Raw genomic sequence first — 17,465 nt, 5'->3', positions numbered from 1 at the left:
AGGAGGAGGATGGAATGGAAGAGGTAGTGATTGTCGCAGGGGTTCGCACTCCTGTAGGGAAGGCGAAGAAAGGAAGTTTACGGCAGGTACGACCGGATGATCTCGGTGCTTTGGTGGTGAAAGAGCTACTCAATCGTGTTCCGCAAGTAACAGGAGAGATAATCGAGGATGTGATCCTAGGTTGTGCTTTTCCTGAAGCGGAGCAGGGGATGAATCTCGGTCGAATCGTTGCAGCCCGGGCTAGCTTACCTGCAGCGGTGCCTGGGATCACCATCAATCGCTTCTGTTCATCAGGTCTACAATCCATCGCCTATGGCGCACAGCAGATTATGATCGGTGCAGCGGATGTGGTGATTGCTGGGGGTGTGGAGAGTATGAGTATGGTTCCCATGGGGGGGAATCTACCTTCACCCAACCCCACATTAATGGAGGAATATCCCGAGGTATATATGTCCATGGGACATACGGCAGAAGAAGTGGCTCGTCGCTATGGTGTATCACGTGAGGATCAGGATGCCTTTGCTGTACGGAGCCATCAACGAGCTGCTCAAGCCATTGCAGAAGGACGCTTTGTGGAAGAGATTGTACCTGTGCCCATCGTCGAAAGAAAACGAAAGGCTGATGGAAAATGGGATGAGGTGGTTCATCTCTTCGCGATGGATGAAGGGGTACGACCATCAACAACCCAGGAGGTTTTAGCAGGGTTAAAGCCTAGCTTTCATCCTCAGGGTACAGTAACTGCAGGGAATGCATCTCAGACCAGCGATGGCGCTGCTGCTGTTCTGCTCATGTCAAGAAAGAAAGCTGATGAGCTTGGCGTGAAGCCGATGGGACGTTTTCACTCTTTTGCTGTTGCAGGTGTGGCTCCAGAAGTGATGGGGATTGGCCCTATTGCAGCAGTACCGAAGGCATTAGAGCAGGCAAAGCTCTCTTTGGAGCAAATTGATTTAATTGAACTGAATGAAGCGTTCGCTTCTCAAGCAATTCAAGTGATCCGGAGCTTAGGATTGGATGAAGAAAAGGTGAATGTAAATGGAGGAGCCATCGCCTTAGGTCATCCCCTCGGTTGTACTGGTGCAAAACTGACCGTCTCCTTGCTCCATGAATTACGACGACGCGGTGGACGTTATGGTCTCGTAACCATGTGCATTGGTGGTGGTATGGGCGCAGCAGGTGTCTTTGAATTACTCAACGAGTAAGTGTACACAACTGGATTGCAGATCATGATTCATGAGGAGGAATGGAGAATGAGTCAGTCGATTCGTGAGGGAGTACGTGGTGGTGCGTTTCTCTTACAAGAGGGAGAAACCGATCGCCTTTTTACACCAGAGGATTTTTCTGAAGAGCATAAGATGATTGCTAGGACGGCGGAGGAGTTTGTAACTCAAGAGGTATGGCCCGTTTTGCCAGCCATTGAGGAGCATCAGTTTGACCACTCCGTTCGCTTAATGAAGCAGGCAGGGGAGCTCGGACTATTAGGTGCTGATGTCCCTGAAGAATATGGTGGCATCGGACTAGATAAGATCAGCTCTAGTTTAATCACAGAGAAGTTTGCATTGAGTCGCTCCTTTGCCCTAACCCAAGGTGCTCATGTGGGGATTGGGAGTCTTCCCATCGTTTACTTTGGAACAGAGGAACAGAAGACGAAGTATCTCCCTAAGCTAGCAACAGGGGAATATATAGCTGCCTATGCGCTGACAGAGCCAGGCTCTGGTTCAGATGCTTTGGGTGCAAAAACCTCAGCGCGACTCTCAGAGGATGGAAAGTATTATATCCTAAATGGGGAAAAGCAGTGGATTACCAATGCTGGCTTTGCGGACCTCTTTGTGGTCTATGCAAAGGTGGATGGTGAGCAGTTCAGCGCCTTTATCGTTGAGCGCGCCTATGAGGGGGTATCCACAGGACCTGAGGAGAAGAAGATGGGGATTAAGGGTTCCTCTACGCGTACCTTGCTCTTGGATGAGGTGAAGGTACCGGTGGAGAATCTCCTCGGTGAAGTAGGACGTGGCCATGTGATTGCTTTTAATATCCTCAATATTGGTCGTTTTAAGCTTGGTGTGGGATGTGTCGGGTCCTCGAAGCGTGCCCTTGAGGTGGCGGTTCAATATGCGAAGGAGCGGAAGCAGTTTCAGACTCCCATTATTCAATTCCCTTTAATTCAAGAGAAGATCGGGAGGATGGCTGCCAACACTTACGCATTGGAGAGTGCCATCTATCGGACAGCAGGATTAATGGAGGATGCCCTATCTGATGTAGAAGTCAATGATGGGCAAGGGGTGGCAGCAGCCATTGCCGAGTATGCCATGGAATGCTCCATTACCAAGGTATTAGGGTCAGAGATCTTCGATGGGATTGCCGATGAAGCAGTACAGATCCATGGTGGCTATGGTTTTATGGCAGAGTATGAGGTTGAAAATATGTATCGTGATTCGCGGATCAATCGAATCTTCGAAGGAACCAATGAGATTAATCGCTTGTTGATTCCCAATACCTTGGTGAAGAAAACACTAAAAGGAGAATTGCCATTCCTTCAAGCAGCCACGCGTATCCAAGAGGAGCTGCTGACTTATATTCCTTCCTTACCAGGAGATGAGCCATTGGCCCAGGAACAGAATATGATCGAGAATGGGAAAAAGCTTTTCATTATGTTAGCGGGAACCGCATTACAGAAGTATGAGAAGCGATTAGCACAGGAGCAAGAGATTTTGGCTCGTGCTGCTGATGTGGTAATCGAAATCTATGCCATGGAGAGTGCGTATCTCCGTACAATGAAAGCCATCCATCAGCATGGTGAAGAGAGGGAAGCGTTGAAAATCAATCTGACCCGAATCTATATCCACGAGGCATTTCAACGAATTGAACAAACATTACGGGAAGGTCTTGTATATATGGAGGATGGAGATATGCTCCGCACCATGTTAAGTATGGTGAAGAAGTTGACAAGAACAGAACCTGTCAATCTCATTACCTTACGCCGTCAGGTTGCCCAAGCCATGGCAGAGCAGGAAAAATACCTGGTGTAATCTTGCTTAGAATATCTTGAGTTGCAGGATAATCCATGCAATAATAAGTAGAAAGAGGGAGGAGGTTGTAAGTAACGACTTACACCTCTTCTTTTCGTACATACAAAGGGAGTGCACAACAAATGGAACGCCTGCGGCAATGGATTGGAGGTCGCCTCATTAAGACGGGGATCGCGGTCTTTATTACATCAGCCATTCTGATCGCCTTTGACTTACCTGTTGTCTATGCTGTTATGGCCACCATCGTCTCCATTGAACCAACCGCAGCTGCCTCTTTGCGCAAAGGGCTGATTCGCTTCCCTGCAGCGGTTCTAGGAGCTGCTTTTGCGCTAACCTTTGATTATTTATTGGGACCCATCCCACTTACCTATACATTGGCTGCGATGGTCACAATCTTTGTCTGCCATCGTCTAGGCTGGGGTGATGGACTCATTGTAGCCACCTTGACGGCCATTGTAATGATTCCTAGTACAACAGAAAACTATACCGTAGCCTTTTTCACACGGATGCTGACCACATTCATCGGAATTGGAGTAGCAACGCTCGTTAATCTGTTCATTTTTCCACCTCGCTTTATGCGATTGCTCTGCAGTCAGGTTCCACTCTTCTGTCAAGAAAGCATTACCCTTTTCGATGAGTGGATTCAATATCTTCTTGGAGACGGTGGTGATGAGCACCAATTACACCAACAGCTCCAAGTGGGAAGAGATCGTTTGCAACAGTTCAATCAATTTCAAGCGTATCAAGAAGAAGAGTGGCGGTATCATCAAAGACAAGATGATGAACATAAGCGGGCAATTGAGATTGAAGAACAGGTTCTACGCTTAAAGCTCTTATATGATTATCTCGGAGTAATTCAACACCTTCAGACGGGACAGTTTTATACGACAGAAGAAAAAAACATGATCCTTGCATATGCAAAGGAGATTGGTTCTTTGTTTTTGGCTCCCTCTAATCAGCGGGGTAGCATGACCCATTCTCGAGAACTTACTTCGTCAACAGCCTTAGGTCAATTGGTGCTGATGTTGTATGAGAAGCTTTTGAACATGAATAGAGAGACTCTTCCTCCCATCCAAAAGGAGTAGGAAGCGAGAGAATGAGCAACGAAGAATAGGACGATTTCGTCATGGATGAAAGGGTGAAGCAAGCATGGCAGCGATTATTCAAGTAAAGGATTTGCACAAATCATATGGCGATCTTGAAGTGTTAAAGGGGATTAATTGTGAAATTATGGAGGGAGAAGTGGTCTGTATTATTGGACCCTCTGGCTCTGGAAAGAGTACCTTGTTACGCTGTCTCAATTTATTAGAGACGCCTACGAGCGGTGAGATTGTGGTGAATGGCCATGTATTAACCGATCCGAAGGTAGATGATAACCTCGTTCGACGTGAAGTGGGGATGGTGTTCCAACGTTTTAATCTCTTTCCCCATATGACAGTGGTAGAGAATGTGATGCTGGCTCCGAAGAAGGTACTTAATATGCCTGAGGCAGAAGCTCATCGTTTAGCGTTAGAATTGTTACAGAAGGTGGGTCTTGGTGATAAAGCTGAACAGCTTCCCAATCGTCTTTCAGGCGGACAGATGCAACGGGTAGCGATTGCACGTGCCTTGGCGATGAATCCAAAAATTATGCTTTTTGATGAACCAACATCTGCCTTGGATCCAGAGTTGGTAGGCGAAGTGTTGAATGTCATGAAGGAGCTAGCGAAAGAAGGAATGACAATGGTGGTGGTTACCCATGAGATGGGGTTTGCTCGTGAAGTAGGTGACCGCGTGCTATTCATGGATTATGGAAAGATTCTAGAAGAAGGGGAACCATCTGAACTATTTGCCAATCCCCAACATGAGCGGACCCAAGAATTCCTTAATAAGATTCTTTAGGATTGATGAGGATTCCGTAGGATAGATGAGGAGGAAGTAAATTGCAAGCAGAAGGAATCATTCAGCGTCTTAGCCATCAATATGCTGATCCAGTTGAGTATTATTTAGCCCTACAGGATGAGGAAGTTTCTTTAAACGAAGTGATCGGTCACCCGATTAAAATCCAATATGCCCACGCAATCTCTTGTATTGCATGTGGTCGATCCATTAAAAAAACGTATAATTCTGGTTATTGCTATCCTTGCTTTCAGAAGCTACCAGAGAATGACCTCTGTATTGTAAAGCCTTCCCTTTGTCACTTTGCTGAAGGGACCTGTCGCGACTCAGAGTTCGGTGAGCAGCATTGTATGATTCCCCACTATGTTTACCTCGCCATTAGTAGTGGTATCAAAGTGGGGCTAACACGAAAAAACAATGAGTTAAAGCGTTGGATCGATCAAGGTGCAGTTCGGGCTATTCCCATTGCAGAATGTACTACGCGTAAGCGTGCTGGTGAATTAGAGCTTTTCTTAACCGACTATCTCCCTGATAAAACCAATTGGCGGAAAATGCTGAAGGGCGAGGTAGATGAAGCGGATCTCTTTCAGCTTCGGCAGGAGCTCACTGCGATCATTCCTGAAGAGTTCCAGCAAGATTTGCTAACAGTAGACGAGATCACTGAGATTACCTATCCTCAGCTTGAGCAGTTAAAAAAGATTCAATCCATTCAATTAGATAAGCAGGATGAGATTGAGGATCGCTTAATCGGTATTAAAGGTCAGTATTTAATCCTAGAGCATGGCGTCTTCCATGTACGAAAGCATGCCGGCTATCATATCCAATTTTCTTGGGAATAGTTGTTGTTAATCATTAAATTAAAATAATTATTAAAAGGTATTGACTATTACTTTTGCCTGATGGTATTGTATACATAAGAAGGTAAAATTTGAGTTATACTTGAATGGCTCTCTCTTATGTTTACAAATACCAAAGGAGGTTTTACATATGGCAGAACGTATGGTTGGTTTACCAGCACCAAAGTTTGAGATGGAAGCCTACATGCCCAATGGTGAATTTAGTAAGGTTTCTCTTGATGATTATAAGGGGAAATGGTTGGTTCTCTTCTTCTATCCTTTGGACTTTACTTTCGTATGTCCTACGGAGATCACCGCTTTGAGTCAAGCTTATGACCAATTCAAAGCTTTGGATTGTGAGATTGTGGGCGCTTCTACTGATTCGAAGTTTAGTCATAAGGCATGGGTAAATATGCCTGTGGATCAAGGTGGTTTAGGCCATATTCATTTCCCATTAGGTCAGGATATTACCCATGAAGTATCCCGTAACTATGGTGTTCTCATTGAAGAAGCTGGAGTTGCTCTACGCGGTCTCTTTATTATTGATCCAGAAGGCGTTCTCAAGTATTCCGTGGTTAATCATAATGATATCGGACGTTCCGTAGAAGAGACTCTCCGTGTCCTTCAAGCTCTTCAAACAGGTGGTCTTTGCCCAGCAAACTGGAAACCAGGTCAAAAAACACTGTAAACGATTCGTAATGCAAGGCATTATAATGATTGAAACAAAGAAGGCCCAGGTGGAGTCCAAAAAACTCTATCAGGGCTTGTTTTCATAACGACTGAAAAGATTATCCATTTAGATGCCACCTATGGTATATTGAAAGAGAATAGAAAGTTAAAGAGAATAGAAATGGGTAAAGTAATTGTGAAATGATTAGAGGAGGTATTGGGATGAACGTACCAAAGGAATTAAAGTATACAGATGAGCATGAGTGGGTGCGTGTAGACGGAGCGAAGGCATATATTGGGATCACTGACTTTGCCCAAAGCGAATTGGGGGATATTGTCTTTGTGGAACTACCAGAAGTGGGGACTAAGCTGGAGCAAGGTGCTTCCTTCGGTAGTGTGGAGTCAGTAAAGACAGTTTCTGAACTCTATGCACCTGTTAGCGGTACCGTGGTAGAGGTGAATCAGACTCTTGAAGACAGCCCAGAGTTAGTCAATGAAGCACCTTATGAAGCCGCATGGATGATCGTTGTGGAGATGGATGATCCTTCACAGGTTGCAGACTTGTTAGATGGGGCTAAATACGAAGCTCATATCTCAGAAGAATAAGGGAAATACTAACTCCATGGAGGGATAGCCATGGAGAATAAACTTCGTATTGATGTTACGCCTTATTTAGAGGGTAGAGTTTCCAATGAAAGCATTCTATTGTATTTTCGTGGGGAGCGGGTCGCATCCATTCCCCTTCAGTGGGAGCATGTAGATACCTTACAGCATCCGAACTTTCAGAAGGTGGGGAATCGGATCTATTTTTGTTGTAAGGATGAGGAGAATCCAGCTAGCTATGCAGAGCATTGCGATTTAGGTTGGTGTTAAGGAGCGCGCGAAGGCGCGCTTTTTTTGTGTGAATACATATTGGAGTAGACTGGATGAATGAAGAAAATGGATGCATGGTTTGGCCAATATTGATAAAATAGCTTAAGACATCACTATTGTGGGGGAGAATAGACTGATGAGTTATTTACATGATATGCGAACGGAGTTTCAGGGTTATTCTCGAAACATACGCCTCTTCTTTTTGGGAAATTTTTTATATCAGACGGGTATGGCCATCTATACCATCATCTATAATCTTTATATTCAAGCCTTAGGCTATTCCAATACAGTGGCTGGCTCCATCGTATCCTATCAATCATTGGCCTCGGCTCTTATTCTTATCCCCATTGGGATGCTGAGCGATCGGATTGGCCGTAAAAAGATTCTGGTCATCGGTGGCTGGCTGGTTGCTGCTAGCTTTATCTTCCGTGCAGTCATTGAGCAGGAGAGTAGTCTGCTCATTTTTGCATTTATGACAGGTATTTTTTCTGCTTTCGTTGTGGTTCCATCCATCCCTCTTCTTGCGGAGAACTCACGGATTGAGCAACGGGCGATGCTCTTCAGCTATAATTTTGCCATCGTCATGGTAGCCCAGGTCCTCGGCAATCTAGTTGGTGGGTTATCAGCTGATCTTTTTCAATGGCTCGGGCTTTCGACAGTGCTTAGCTATCGGATTACGCTCCTGATCGGGACGGCATTATGCTTAGCATCATTGTTTCCTTTTCAATGGATTCAAGAGGCGCATCGTACAAAGACCATGGTGGCCAATCTTTCTATCCTGAAGGGGTTACGTAGAATTTGGGAAGGAGAACGCCAGCCCCTCAAGGTGATCTTCTATTATGGTATTGTCCAGTTGTTCATTGGTTTGGGTGCAGGTTTAGTTTTCCCTTACTTCAATCTCTATTTCCATGATCGTTTTGCTGTGGATAACTGGGTAATTGGATTGGTTGCCGCATTAGGTCAGGCAGTAACAGCAGTTGCTATGATGATGGGTCCTTTTCTTGCACGGCGTTGGGGCGACGTGAAGATGGTGGTTATCTTACAGTTAAGCTCCGTTCCTTTTTTACTGATGACTGGATTTACCACCGTTCTTTTTTGGGGCATTCTTGGCTATCTATTCCGCCAGATCTTTATGAACGCAGGCGATCCGATTAAGCAATCAGTCTTTATTGGCTTGGTGGATGATCGTCACAAAGGGCTGGCTAATAGTGTTGCTCAGATGGTCTCGATGATTGGTTATGCAGCGATGGGCCCAATTAGTATGAGGATCGTAGTGGAGAATGGGGCATATACCGGTTACTTAAAAGTCTTTGTCATCGCTTCCTTCCTTTATGTGATGGGTTCCATTCTCTTTTATTTCGCATTTAATAAACGTGTACAAGGTGCTGCTAAGGTTAAGGCTTAGCAGCATTACTTTTTCACGATTAATAAAGCGTTCCAATAGAAGTAAAACGTGATAAAATATTTAGAGACACGAAATTGATCGGAAGGGGAAACACCGATGGGTTATTTGCTTGAACTACGTAGTGAATTTCAGGGGTACTCTCGGAATATACGCCTCTTCTTTTTAGGAAACTTCTTAAACCAGGTGGGTATGGGGATCTATGCCATCATGTACAATCTCTATATCCAGGCCTTGGGTTATCCCAATACTGTCAATGGTTCGATTATCTCCATTCAATCCTTGGCGTCTGCATTGATCTTAATCCCCATAGGAATGGTCAGTGACCGAGTGGGACGAAAAAAGGTGATGCTAATCGGTGGCTGGTTGGTTGCTATCAGCCTACTATTTCGGGCGATCTTTGAGCAGGAGAACACCTTACTCATCTTTGCTTTTATGACGGGTATATTTTCGGCGTTTATCTCTGTGGCGTCCATTCCTTTATTGGCAGAGAATTCTCGTGTTGATCAACGGACTACCCTGTTCAGCTATAATTTTGCCATCGTGATGGTGGCCCAGGTTCTAGGTAACCTTAGTGGGGGACTATTGACTGATTTTTTTCAATGGTTTGGGATTTCACCGATTTTTAGCTATCGAATCACCTTACTTTTTGGTACATTTTTATGTATAAGTGCGATGATTCCTTTACTGATGATTGCTGAGAAGCCACAGGAGCAAAGTTCGCTTTCAACTGTTGCAATGTTCAAACAGCTTCTGCGTGATTGGAGTGAAGGGCAAGCCCAGCTGAAGATTATCTTTCTCTATGGAATTGCCCAATTAATCATTGGTTTAGGCTCTGGCCTCGTCATTCCCTATTTAAATCTTTATTTTCATGACCGTTTTGCTGTGGATAATTGGGTGATCGGGATGGTCGTCTCCTTGGGGCAAGCTGCCACAGCTGTGGCCATGATGATGGGGCCATTCTTTGTACGACGCTGGGGTGAAGTGAAGACCGTGGTGGTGCTTCAATTAACCTCCATCCCCTTTCTTTTGCTTACTGGCTTCACCACCAACTTTTATTTGGCAGCTCTTGGCTTCTTTTTAAGACAGGCTCTTATGAACGCAGGCAACCCGATTCAGCAAGCTCTCATTATGGGTGCCATCGATGATCGCCATAAGGGGCTAGCCAATAGCGTAGGTCAGATGGTCTTTATGGTAGGATGGTCATCCATGGGACCATTAAGTACTACAATTGTGGTGCAACAGGGTGCTTACTGGGGCTATGTAACTGTATTCTCCATCACTTCTTTCCTTTATGTTGTAGGCTCATTATTTTTCTATATGGTCTTTTACAAGCGACTAGGACTAGGACATAAGCAGGTAGTGAAAGAAGAAATATAAGCGACCCCCATAAAATCAAAAAAAAAAACGAATGTATATGATAGAGGTGAAGGCAGTGTGGCGAAGGCTCAAGAGAGGAGAGTCGTCTTCATCTTCTAAGTCTGTGGCCTTAGAAGAACAAGTGTTACAGATTCAGGCCGGTGATATGCGGCTCCGAACCCATATTCTAAGAGATTATCAACCCTTTGTTTTACGAATTGCTTCCCAAGTCTGTGGCCGCTTTATATCGCGGGAGCATGACGATGAATTTAGTATTGGCTTAGAAGCACTCAATGAAGCCCTAGATCAATATAATCCAGACCGTTCTCCCTCTTTTTTAGCTTTTGCTGAAATGGTGATCCGGAGACGGATCATCGATTATCTTCGACAGAAAGAACGGGAAGAACGACCGGTACTTTCCCTTCAAGATGAAGAGGAAAAAACAAGCTTGGTAGATGAACATGCAGTTCTTACATATCAACTTCAGCAAGACCAAGATGCACGGGCTCAAGAGATTTATCAACTGGAAGAAGAATTGCAACAGTTTAGTATAACATTTGAACAGTTGGTTGAGCGGGCTCCCAAGCATCAAGATTCGCGTCAACGCGCGAAAGAAGTAGTGCAATTAATGATCGCTAATCAAGCATGGGTCGACTATTTTCGACGGACGAGACAGTTACCTTTAAAAGAGCTAGAGGAGCAGGTTCATATCAGTCGAAAAACCTTAGAACGACAACGTAAATATATTTCTGCAATGCTGGTGATTATCACCGGGAATTATCCAAAGCTACAGGCTTTTTTACAACTACCTGGGAAAGGAGGGAGCAGTGATGACTCAAGGATGTGTATTGAAAAAGCAGAAGAAATGGATCATCATCATGACCACTGATGGAGAGGTACTCCGGATACCTAATAAGGGGTCAACATATCAGGTAGGTCAAATCGTTCAGCTCTCTCCAATCCAGCTTGCTGCATCAAGGGAGGAGCATTCTACTCAACATTTCCGTAACTGGAAAAAGGCAATTCCACTGGTTGTTGCAGCTGTGCTCTTTTTAACATTGGCGACTTGGATCAGCACCTTCCAACCCATTGGTGAAGTAGCTGCATACGTTACATTGGATGTGAACCCAAGCATTGAAATCGGCGTAGATGATCGACAGCGTGTCGTGAATTGGACCCCTCTGAATAAGGATGGGGAGCAGCTTTTACAGAACGCAAAGGTACGTAAGGGGATAGAGCTCCAATCGCTCTTACAACAACTACTTCAGCAAATGCAAGCAGATGGTGTCTTAAAGGATAGTATTCTCTACTCAAGTACAATCTTACCAGACAACAATGATACTCACCTAGAAAGTGCATTAGAAGAAACGTTGACCAGTACATTGGAAAAGCTTAATCAAGATGAAGCAAAATCCATTGTTCCTGTGATTGTTCAAGGTGATAGCTCCATACGAGAAGGCGCATATGAGGAGCAGATCTCAACAGGTCGATATATTCTATATCTTCAAGCCCAAGAGGAAAAGGAAGAGGGAATCACCATTGAAGAATGGCGAGAGATTCCTGTGAAAGATCTGATCACCCATGCAAATTCAAGTCATGATAAGACGGCAGCTTCCCTTGGAGAGAGCGATATTTCTGACGATGAGCAAGGAGATAATCTGGGGATCCTCACTGAGCCTAAGGCTCAGCAAAAGCTGGAAAAGGAACAGAGAAAGCAAGAAGAGAAAGAACTAAAGGAAGAACTAAAGCAGGAAAAGAAAGAACAAGTTAATCCGAAAAATAATAAAGAGAGTCCAAGTCAAAAGGAACAAGATCAAGGCTCAGTCAAGAAAGACAAAGATAAAAAGAACGATAAAGCTGGTCTCGTCGATCCATCACGGAAGGATCAGGAAAAAACCGATAAAAAGCTAGAAAAAGAGTTGGAGAAGCAAAGAAAAGAACAGGAGAAAAAGCAAAAGGATCGTGAAAAAGAGCAGAAGAAATGGGATAATTCATCCAATCGTTTAGATGATGATCAGGATAAACTGGATGATGATGACGATGATGATCATGATGACGACGAAGACGACGAAGACGATGATAATTACGATTACAATGAGGAGTATCGCCATTAATCACATGATTATGATGCTGTGCTGGCTTAGTTGCTGGCACATTTTTTCATGTTTTTTTGTTTGCAGGGGCAAATTAGAATGGAAAAGCTTCGATAATTTGATAAACTAAAGGCAAAACAAATCTTGTTGGAGGCATCCATTATGAATCAACGCTTACCGGTGAAAGCAAAACGTGTAATCCAGAACCCATCTAAGCAATGGATGGAGGCATTTTTAGATGAGCAGAGTAAAGAGGAGGCATCCCTTGGAGAAGAAGGCCAGCTACCGCTTATCTATGTGGAGGATAACTCGACTTTGACACGGGTTCGCCGCATAAGTAGGAATGATGCCCTCTACCTTCAACGGGAGATTCATCACTGGATGGAGCAAGAAGAATTGATCCAGTTAGATCGGCAAATTGGTGCTGGTGAATTTGCTTTTCACGGTCGATTATATCTACCTTCTTCCGAACTCTCTCTTGTGGTTCCATGGGCAACACATTTACCGCTACCAGGAGAGTGGAAGGAGGAACCGCAGATCGTCACCTTCTTTTTACCCCAATATATCCCTGGCCTTGTCTTAGTGGATACTACCATAGGGCTTACCTATATTACAGGAACAAAACAAGGTGAGCAGGTTTCCAAGGCGTTCATGCGGCATGTTCTACAACGATTGAAAGAAAGTAATCATACCGTTGCCTTTCCGTTTCCATTATAATCGAGGAGTAACCAACATCTGGTTAAGGGAGGAAATGAGCTGTGCAAAAGAAAGCAACCATCGAGGTCAGTGAAGGATTCCCATTTTATTTTCCGGAAATAACAGGTGTAGTCACTGTTGAAGCGAAAGGTCAGATCAATATCTGTACCGTGGCTATGCATTCTCACGTATCATTTATGCCACCCATGTATGCCATCTCCTTAGCAAAGGAACGATATACACTTCAGATGATTAAAGAGAGTGGCGAATTTGCCTTCCATTTTATAACCGGTGATCACGCGAGTCGTTTCCGTGAAGCAGGCCTTTATTCAGGAAAGGATATGAATAAGTTTACAACTTTTCATATCCCCATTGTTCCAGGTGTTGCTACGGATGCCCCTATTCTTGAGGAAGCATTCCTATCGTTAGAATGCAAAGTGAAGAATATTGTTTCTGTAGGTGATCATGAGATGGTGATTGGTCAGGTTCTCTATGAGCATTATGACCCCACGATGTATCGGGAAGATGGGGCCCTCCTTCGAGACCATCTCAATGTTGCTGTTCACTTAGGGGGCTTGCAATTTATTCGGGTCGGTGAAGAGAAATAGCACTAAATAATACATATTATCACAGGTAAGGAGGAACAAGGATCACTTTGTTCCTCCTTACTTATTATATATAATAGTATAAAAAGTATTAAAATAGTTATAACCTTTTATTTTTAGAAGGGATATAATATAATGTGATTGAGAATAAATTGAGAAATGTATTGAGAATAAATTGAGAATGAGAGAGAATATCATTATAATAGGTGATGAATGTTAGATGAGACCCAAAAGCAAGGGCCACAAGTTCATCGGATGATAGGAGGAATTATCGATGGCAGCACCACATTTATCAATTCAAGATTTACACGTATCGATCGAGAATAAGGAGATCCTAAAGGGTTTAAATTTAGACGTAAAGGGTGGAGAAATCCATGCGATTATGGGTCCTAATGGGACTGGTAAGAGTACCCTTGCTTCTGCCTTGATGGGACATCCTACTTATCAAGTAACTTCTGGATTAATCTCCCTGGACGGTGCCAATGTATTAGAGATGGAGACGGATGAACGGGCACGGGCTGGTCTTTTCTTAGCGATGCAATATCCCAGTGAAGTAAATGGCGTTAGTAACTCTGACTTTATTCGTAGCGCGATTAATGCTCGCCGTGGTGAAGGAAATGAAATTTCTTTAATGAAATTTATCCGCCTACTCGATGAAAACATGAAGTTTTTGGAGATGGGAGAAGCATTTGCAACTCGCTACCTCAATGAAGGATTTTCTGGCGGTGAGAAAAAACGTAATGAAATCCTACAAATGATGATGTTAAATCCAAGAGTCGCAATTTTAGATGAGATTGATTCTGGGTTGGATATTGATGCTTTAAAAATTGTCGCCAATGGCGTAAACAAAATGCGTAGTGAAGAATTGGGCATGATCATTATTACCCACTATCAACGTTTACTCAACTATATTCAACCTGACTTCGTTCATGTAATGATGCAGGGACGGATTGTAAAATCGGGCGGTCCCGAATTAGCTGAACGCTTAGAGGCAGAGGGCTATGATTGGATCAAGGAAGAATTGGGCATCGAGGATGAAAAGGTGGAAGTACAAGGATAAGGAGGGTTGCCCGATGAGTGTGAAAATGAGTATGCAGGTGGACCAAGAGGCGATCCGTCACTTCTCCGAAAGTCGCATGGAACCAAGCTGGATGACGGAGCTACGTTTAGGTGCCCTAGAGCAGGTCGATCAATTAGAATTACCACTACCAATGAAGACGAAGCTGGATAAATGGAATCACCTTGAAATGATACCGTTTCAGCGTTGGGAAAGTATTAAGGGGGTTGCAGAACTACCTCCGACTGTCCAGCACCTACTTGGGACAGGAGATCAACATCAACCGATTCTAATTCAGAGGGATGCTGCGGTGGTCTATACCTCCATCCCCAAGGAATTACAGGAACAAGGAATTATCTTCTGCAGTATGGAGCAGGCGCTCCGCGAGCACGAGGAGCTTGTTAAGCCCTACTTTATGACAGAAGCAATTAAGACTTCTGATCATCGCCTAACGGCCATTCATGGCGCTTTATGGAATGAGGGAGCTTTCCTCTATGTTCCAAAGAATGTGGAACTCCAAACACCGATTCAAACGGTGCAATGGCTCTCACAAAATGGAGGAGGCCTACTCCCTCATATCCTTGTGGTTACTGAAGCTTATAGTCGTGTGACCTTACTCAATAGTTTTGTTAGTAATGATGAGATTCAGACCGGAATTTACAATGGTGTAATGGAAATCTTTGTGGGTTCAGGCTCTCATGTACAGGTAGGTAATATTCAATTGGGTGGCGAGGGGATTACCTCCTATCTCTATGCCAAGGCCATCGTAGAACGAGATGGGAAGGTGGACTGGCTCGAAGGAGATATGAACCTTGGTGACACCGTTCGAGATGAGATCAGCTATCTCAAGGGTGATGGCTCTGAAGCGCATTCTCGTGCCATTGCCATTGGTCTTGGTGAGCAAAAGGCTAATTATACCACCCATGTTTATCATGTGGGACGCTCTACGCAGAGTGATATCCTTATGAAGGGTGTCCTTCTCGAAAAAGCAACAGTAGCATTCAATGGGATAACGAAGATTGAGAAGGGTGCTTCCAAGTCTAATGGAACACAGAAAGAAGATGTTCTCATGCTGAGCAAGGAAGCACATGGTGATGCCAACCCCATCCTCTTAATCGATGAGGATGATGTCATGGCAGGACACGCAGCAGCTGCTGGACAGGTGGACCAAACCCAGCTTTATTATCTCATGACACGGGGACTAACTCGTACCATGGCAGAACGTTTGATTGTTCTTGGTTTCCTCGCTCCCATTATTGGTGATATTCCCTTGAAAGGTGTACAAGAGCTCCTCAGTTCTATGGTGGAAAGGAAAATCGGATGATGATAGGCGCAGAAATTCGACACTATTTCCCTGTCTTACAACAGAAGGTAAATGGATATCCTTTAGTGTACCTAGACAGTGCGGCCACAGCTCAGAAACCAATTCAAGTTATCGAAGCACTGGATCGTTTTTATAAGGAATATAATTCCAATGTCCATCGAGGTGTTCATACCTTAGGAACAATGGCTACCGATGCCTATGAAGGAGCACGGGAGAAGGTTAGAAAACTCATCCATGCTAAAAGCACCAAGGAGATTATTTTTACAAAAGGCACCACCGCTGCAGTGAACCTCATTGCTCAAAGCTATGGGAATGCCAATGTGAGTGAGGGAGATGAGATCCTCATCACCTATATGGAACACCATAGTAATTTGATTCCGTGGCAGCAATTAGCGAAGCGCACAGGAGCAGAGCTGAAATATATGCCCCTTCAACCAGACGGAACATTAGTGTTAGAAGAGGTAGCTCAATGCATCACTCCGAAGACGAAGATTGTGGCATTGGCCCATGTCTCCAATGTTCTAGGCACGATTAATCCTGTGAAGGAGGTCACTCGTCTTGCCCATGAGGTAGGGGCTATCGTCGTCGTGGATGGAGCACAGAGTGTTCCTCATATGAAGGTGGACGTGCAGGATCTAGATTGTGATTTTCTGGCCTTTAGTGGTCATAAAATGATGGGACCAACGGGGATCGGTGTACTTTATGGAAAAAAGGCACTGCTAGAGCAGATGGATCCCATTGAATTTGGTGGCGAGATGATCGATACGGTAGAATTATACGATTCCACTTGGGCTGATCTTCCTTATAAATTTGAAGGAGGAACGCCAGTGATTGCCCAAGCTATTGGCTTAGGTGCGGCGATTGATTTCCTCGAAGCGATTGGCTTCGCTGAGATTGAGGCCTATGAAAAGAAGCTGGTTGATTACGCTTATCAGCGCTTATCAGAACTAGATGGAATCACGATCTATGGTCCGAAGGAACGAGGTGGACTGGTTACCTTTAATGTAGATCATGTTCATCCTCATGATGTGGCGACCGTATTAGATGTAGAAGGAATCGCAATCCGCGCAGGTCATCATTGCGCCCAGCCATTAATGAAATGGTTACAGGTCTCTTCCACAGCACGAGCAAGCTTTTATATCTATAATACCGAAGAAGAAGTGGATCGCCTGGTTGAAGGCTTAATTCATACAAAGGAGTACTTTACCAATGTCTTTAGATAATCTATATCGCCAAGTGATCATGGAACATTATCAGCATCCAAGAAACCGCGGCCACTTAGATGGTGATGGAGTATTAACGGTTCACTTGAACAATCCCACCTGTGGTGATAAAATCACACTTCAATTACTCGTTGATGACGGAAAAATTTCGGAGATCAAGTTCGAGGGAGACGGCTGTTCCATCAGCATGGCTTCTGCTTCAATGATGACGGCTGCTGTAAAAGGTCAGACCGTTGAGAACGCACTAAAATTTGCAGATCTCTTTTCTCAAATGATGTTAGGGGAAGAGGTTGAGTTGGACGATTTGGATTGGGGAGATATTGAGGCTCTTCAAGGTGTATCAAAATTTCCTGCCCGGATCAAATGCGCTACGCTTGGCTGGAAAGCATTAGAGAAAGGCGTAGGTAGCGAGAGTAAAGAAGAGTAA

At 44.3% G+C, this 17,465-nt stretch carries 18 protein-coding genes; all 18 read left to right on the top strand.

Annotation, left to right across the window (positions count from 1 at the left end; translation table 11 throughout):
• Window positions 1-14 precede the first annotated feature (14 nt).
• The 18 genes from BN1691_RS05770 to sufU all read left to right on the top strand — a co-directional run bounded on the left by BN1691_RS05770 (window position 15) and on the right by sufU (window position 17,465).
• Window positions 15-1,199, top strand: coding sequence for an acetyl-CoA C-acetyltransferase (locus BN1691_RS05770; protein WP_048601293.1), 1,185 nt, complete (start codon window positions 15-17; stop codon window positions 1,197-1,199).
• 48 nt (window positions 1,200-1,247) lie between these two features.
• Complete coding sequence (locus BN1691_RS05765) at window positions 1,248-3,023, top strand: acyl-CoA dehydrogenase family protein (RefSeq protein WP_048601292.1); 1,776 nt, start codon at window positions 1,248-1,250, stop codon at window positions 3,021-3,023.
• A gap of 122 nt (window positions 3,024-3,145) precedes the next feature.
• Window positions 3,146-4,108, top strand: a complete 963-nt coding sequence (locus tag BN1691_RS05760; protein ID WP_048601291.1) for an FUSC family protein — start codon at window positions 3,146-3,148, stop codon at window positions 4,106-4,108.
• 64 nt (window positions 4,109-4,172) lie between these two features.
• The gene (locus BN1691_RS05755; protein ID WP_076850121.1) at window positions 4,173-4,904 is read left to right on the top strand and encodes an amino acid ABC transporter ATP-binding protein; all 732 of its coding nucleotides are present in this window, start codon (window positions 4,173-4,175) and stop codon (window positions 4,902-4,904) included.
• A 41-nt stretch (window positions 4,905-4,945) separates the two neighbouring features.
• Window positions 4,946-5,740: a DUF2797 domain-containing protein gene (locus BN1691_RS05750; protein ID WP_048601290.1), complete on the top strand. Its 795-nt coding sequence runs from the start codon at window positions 4,946-4,948 to the stop codon at window positions 5,738-5,740.
• A 148-nt stretch (window positions 5,741-5,888) separates the two neighbouring features.
• Window positions 5,889-6,425, top strand: coding sequence for a peroxiredoxin (locus tag BN1691_RS05745; protein ID WP_048601289.1), 537 nt, complete (start codon window positions 5,889-5,891; stop codon window positions 6,423-6,425).
• 203 nt (window positions 6,426-6,628) lie between these two features.
• Window positions 6,629-7,012 (top strand): glycine cleavage system protein GcvH, encoded by a 384-nt coding sequence (gene gcvH / locus BN1691_RS05740; RefSeq protein ID WP_048601288.1) that lies wholly within the window; start codon window positions 6,629-6,631, stop codon window positions 7,010-7,012.
• 30 nt (window positions 7,013-7,042) lie between these two features.
• Window positions 7,043-7,279, top strand: a complete 237-nt coding sequence (locus tag BN1691_RS05735; protein WP_048601287.1) for a DUF2553 family protein — start codon at window positions 7,043-7,045, stop codon at window positions 7,277-7,279.
• A gap of 136 nt (window positions 7,280-7,415) precedes the next feature.
• Window positions 7,416-8,684: an MFS transporter gene (locus tag BN1691_RS05730; RefSeq protein WP_048601286.1), complete on the top strand. Its 1,269-nt coding sequence runs from the start codon at window positions 7,416-7,418 to the stop codon at window positions 8,682-8,684.
• Between the two features lie 96 nt (window positions 8,685-8,780).
• Window positions 8,781-10,061, top strand: coding sequence for an MFS transporter (locus tag BN1691_RS05725; RefSeq protein ID WP_048601285.1), 1,281 nt, complete (start codon window positions 8,781-8,783; stop codon window positions 10,059-10,061).
• A 55-nt stretch (window positions 10,062-10,116) separates the two neighbouring features.
• Window positions 10,117-10,929 carry an RNA polymerase sigma-I factor gene (gene sigI, locus BN1691_RS05720; protein ID WP_187116855.1) on the top strand — a complete coding sequence of 271 codons (813 nt, stop codon included), beginning with the start codon at window positions 10,117-10,119 and terminating at the stop codon, window positions 10,927-10,929.
• Window positions 10,871-12,154: an anti-sigma factor domain-containing protein gene (locus BN1691_RS05715; protein ID WP_048601283.1), complete on the top strand. Its 1,284-nt coding sequence runs from the start codon at window positions 10,871-10,873 to the stop codon at window positions 12,152-12,154. Before sigI ends, BN1691_RS05715 begins: the two co-directional genes overlap by 59 nt.
• A gap of 141 nt (window positions 12,155-12,295) precedes the next feature.
• Window positions 12,296-12,850 (top strand): hypothetical protein, encoded by a 555-nt coding sequence (locus BN1691_RS05710; protein WP_048601282.1) that lies wholly within the window; start codon window positions 12,296-12,298, stop codon window positions 12,848-12,850.
• Between the two features lie 41 nt (window positions 12,851-12,891).
• On the top strand, window positions 12,892-13,437 hold the full coding sequence (locus BN1691_RS05705) for a flavin reductase family protein (protein WP_048601281.1): 546 nt from the start codon (window positions 12,892-12,894) through the stop codon (window positions 13,435-13,437).
• Window positions 13,438-13,708: 271 nt separating this feature from the next.
• Window positions 13,709-14,494, top strand: a complete 786-nt coding sequence (sufC, locus tag BN1691_RS05700; RefSeq protein WP_048601280.1) for a Fe-S cluster assembly ATPase SufC — start codon at window positions 13,709-13,711, stop codon at window positions 14,492-14,494.
• A gap of 13 nt (window positions 14,495-14,507) precedes the next feature.
• Entirely contained in the window at window positions 14,508-15,815 is a 1,308-nt protein-coding gene (gene sufD, locus BN1691_RS05695; protein ID WP_048601279.1) for a Fe-S cluster assembly protein SufD, read from the top strand.
• Window positions 15,815-17,038: a cysteine desulfurase gene (locus BN1691_RS05690; RefSeq protein ID WP_048601278.1), complete on the top strand. Its 1,224-nt coding sequence runs from the start codon at window positions 15,815-15,817 to the stop codon at window positions 17,036-17,038. Before sufD ends, BN1691_RS05690 begins: the two co-directional genes overlap by 1 nt.
• A complete protein-coding gene (sufU, locus tag BN1691_RS05685; RefSeq protein WP_048601277.1) occupies window positions 17,025-17,465 on the top strand; it encodes a Fe-S cluster assembly sulfur transfer protein SufU in 441 nt (146 codons plus the stop codon). The genes BN1691_RS05690 and sufU overlap by 14 nt, the downstream gene beginning before the upstream one ends.

Source organism: Rubeoparvulum massiliense (assembly GCF_001049895.1).
Taxonomy (GTDB): Bacteria; Bacillota; Bacilli; order Rubeoparvulales; family Rubeoparvulaceae; genus Rubeoparvulum; species Rubeoparvulum massiliense.
This window is presented reverse-complemented; position numbering and strand designations above follow the sequence as displayed.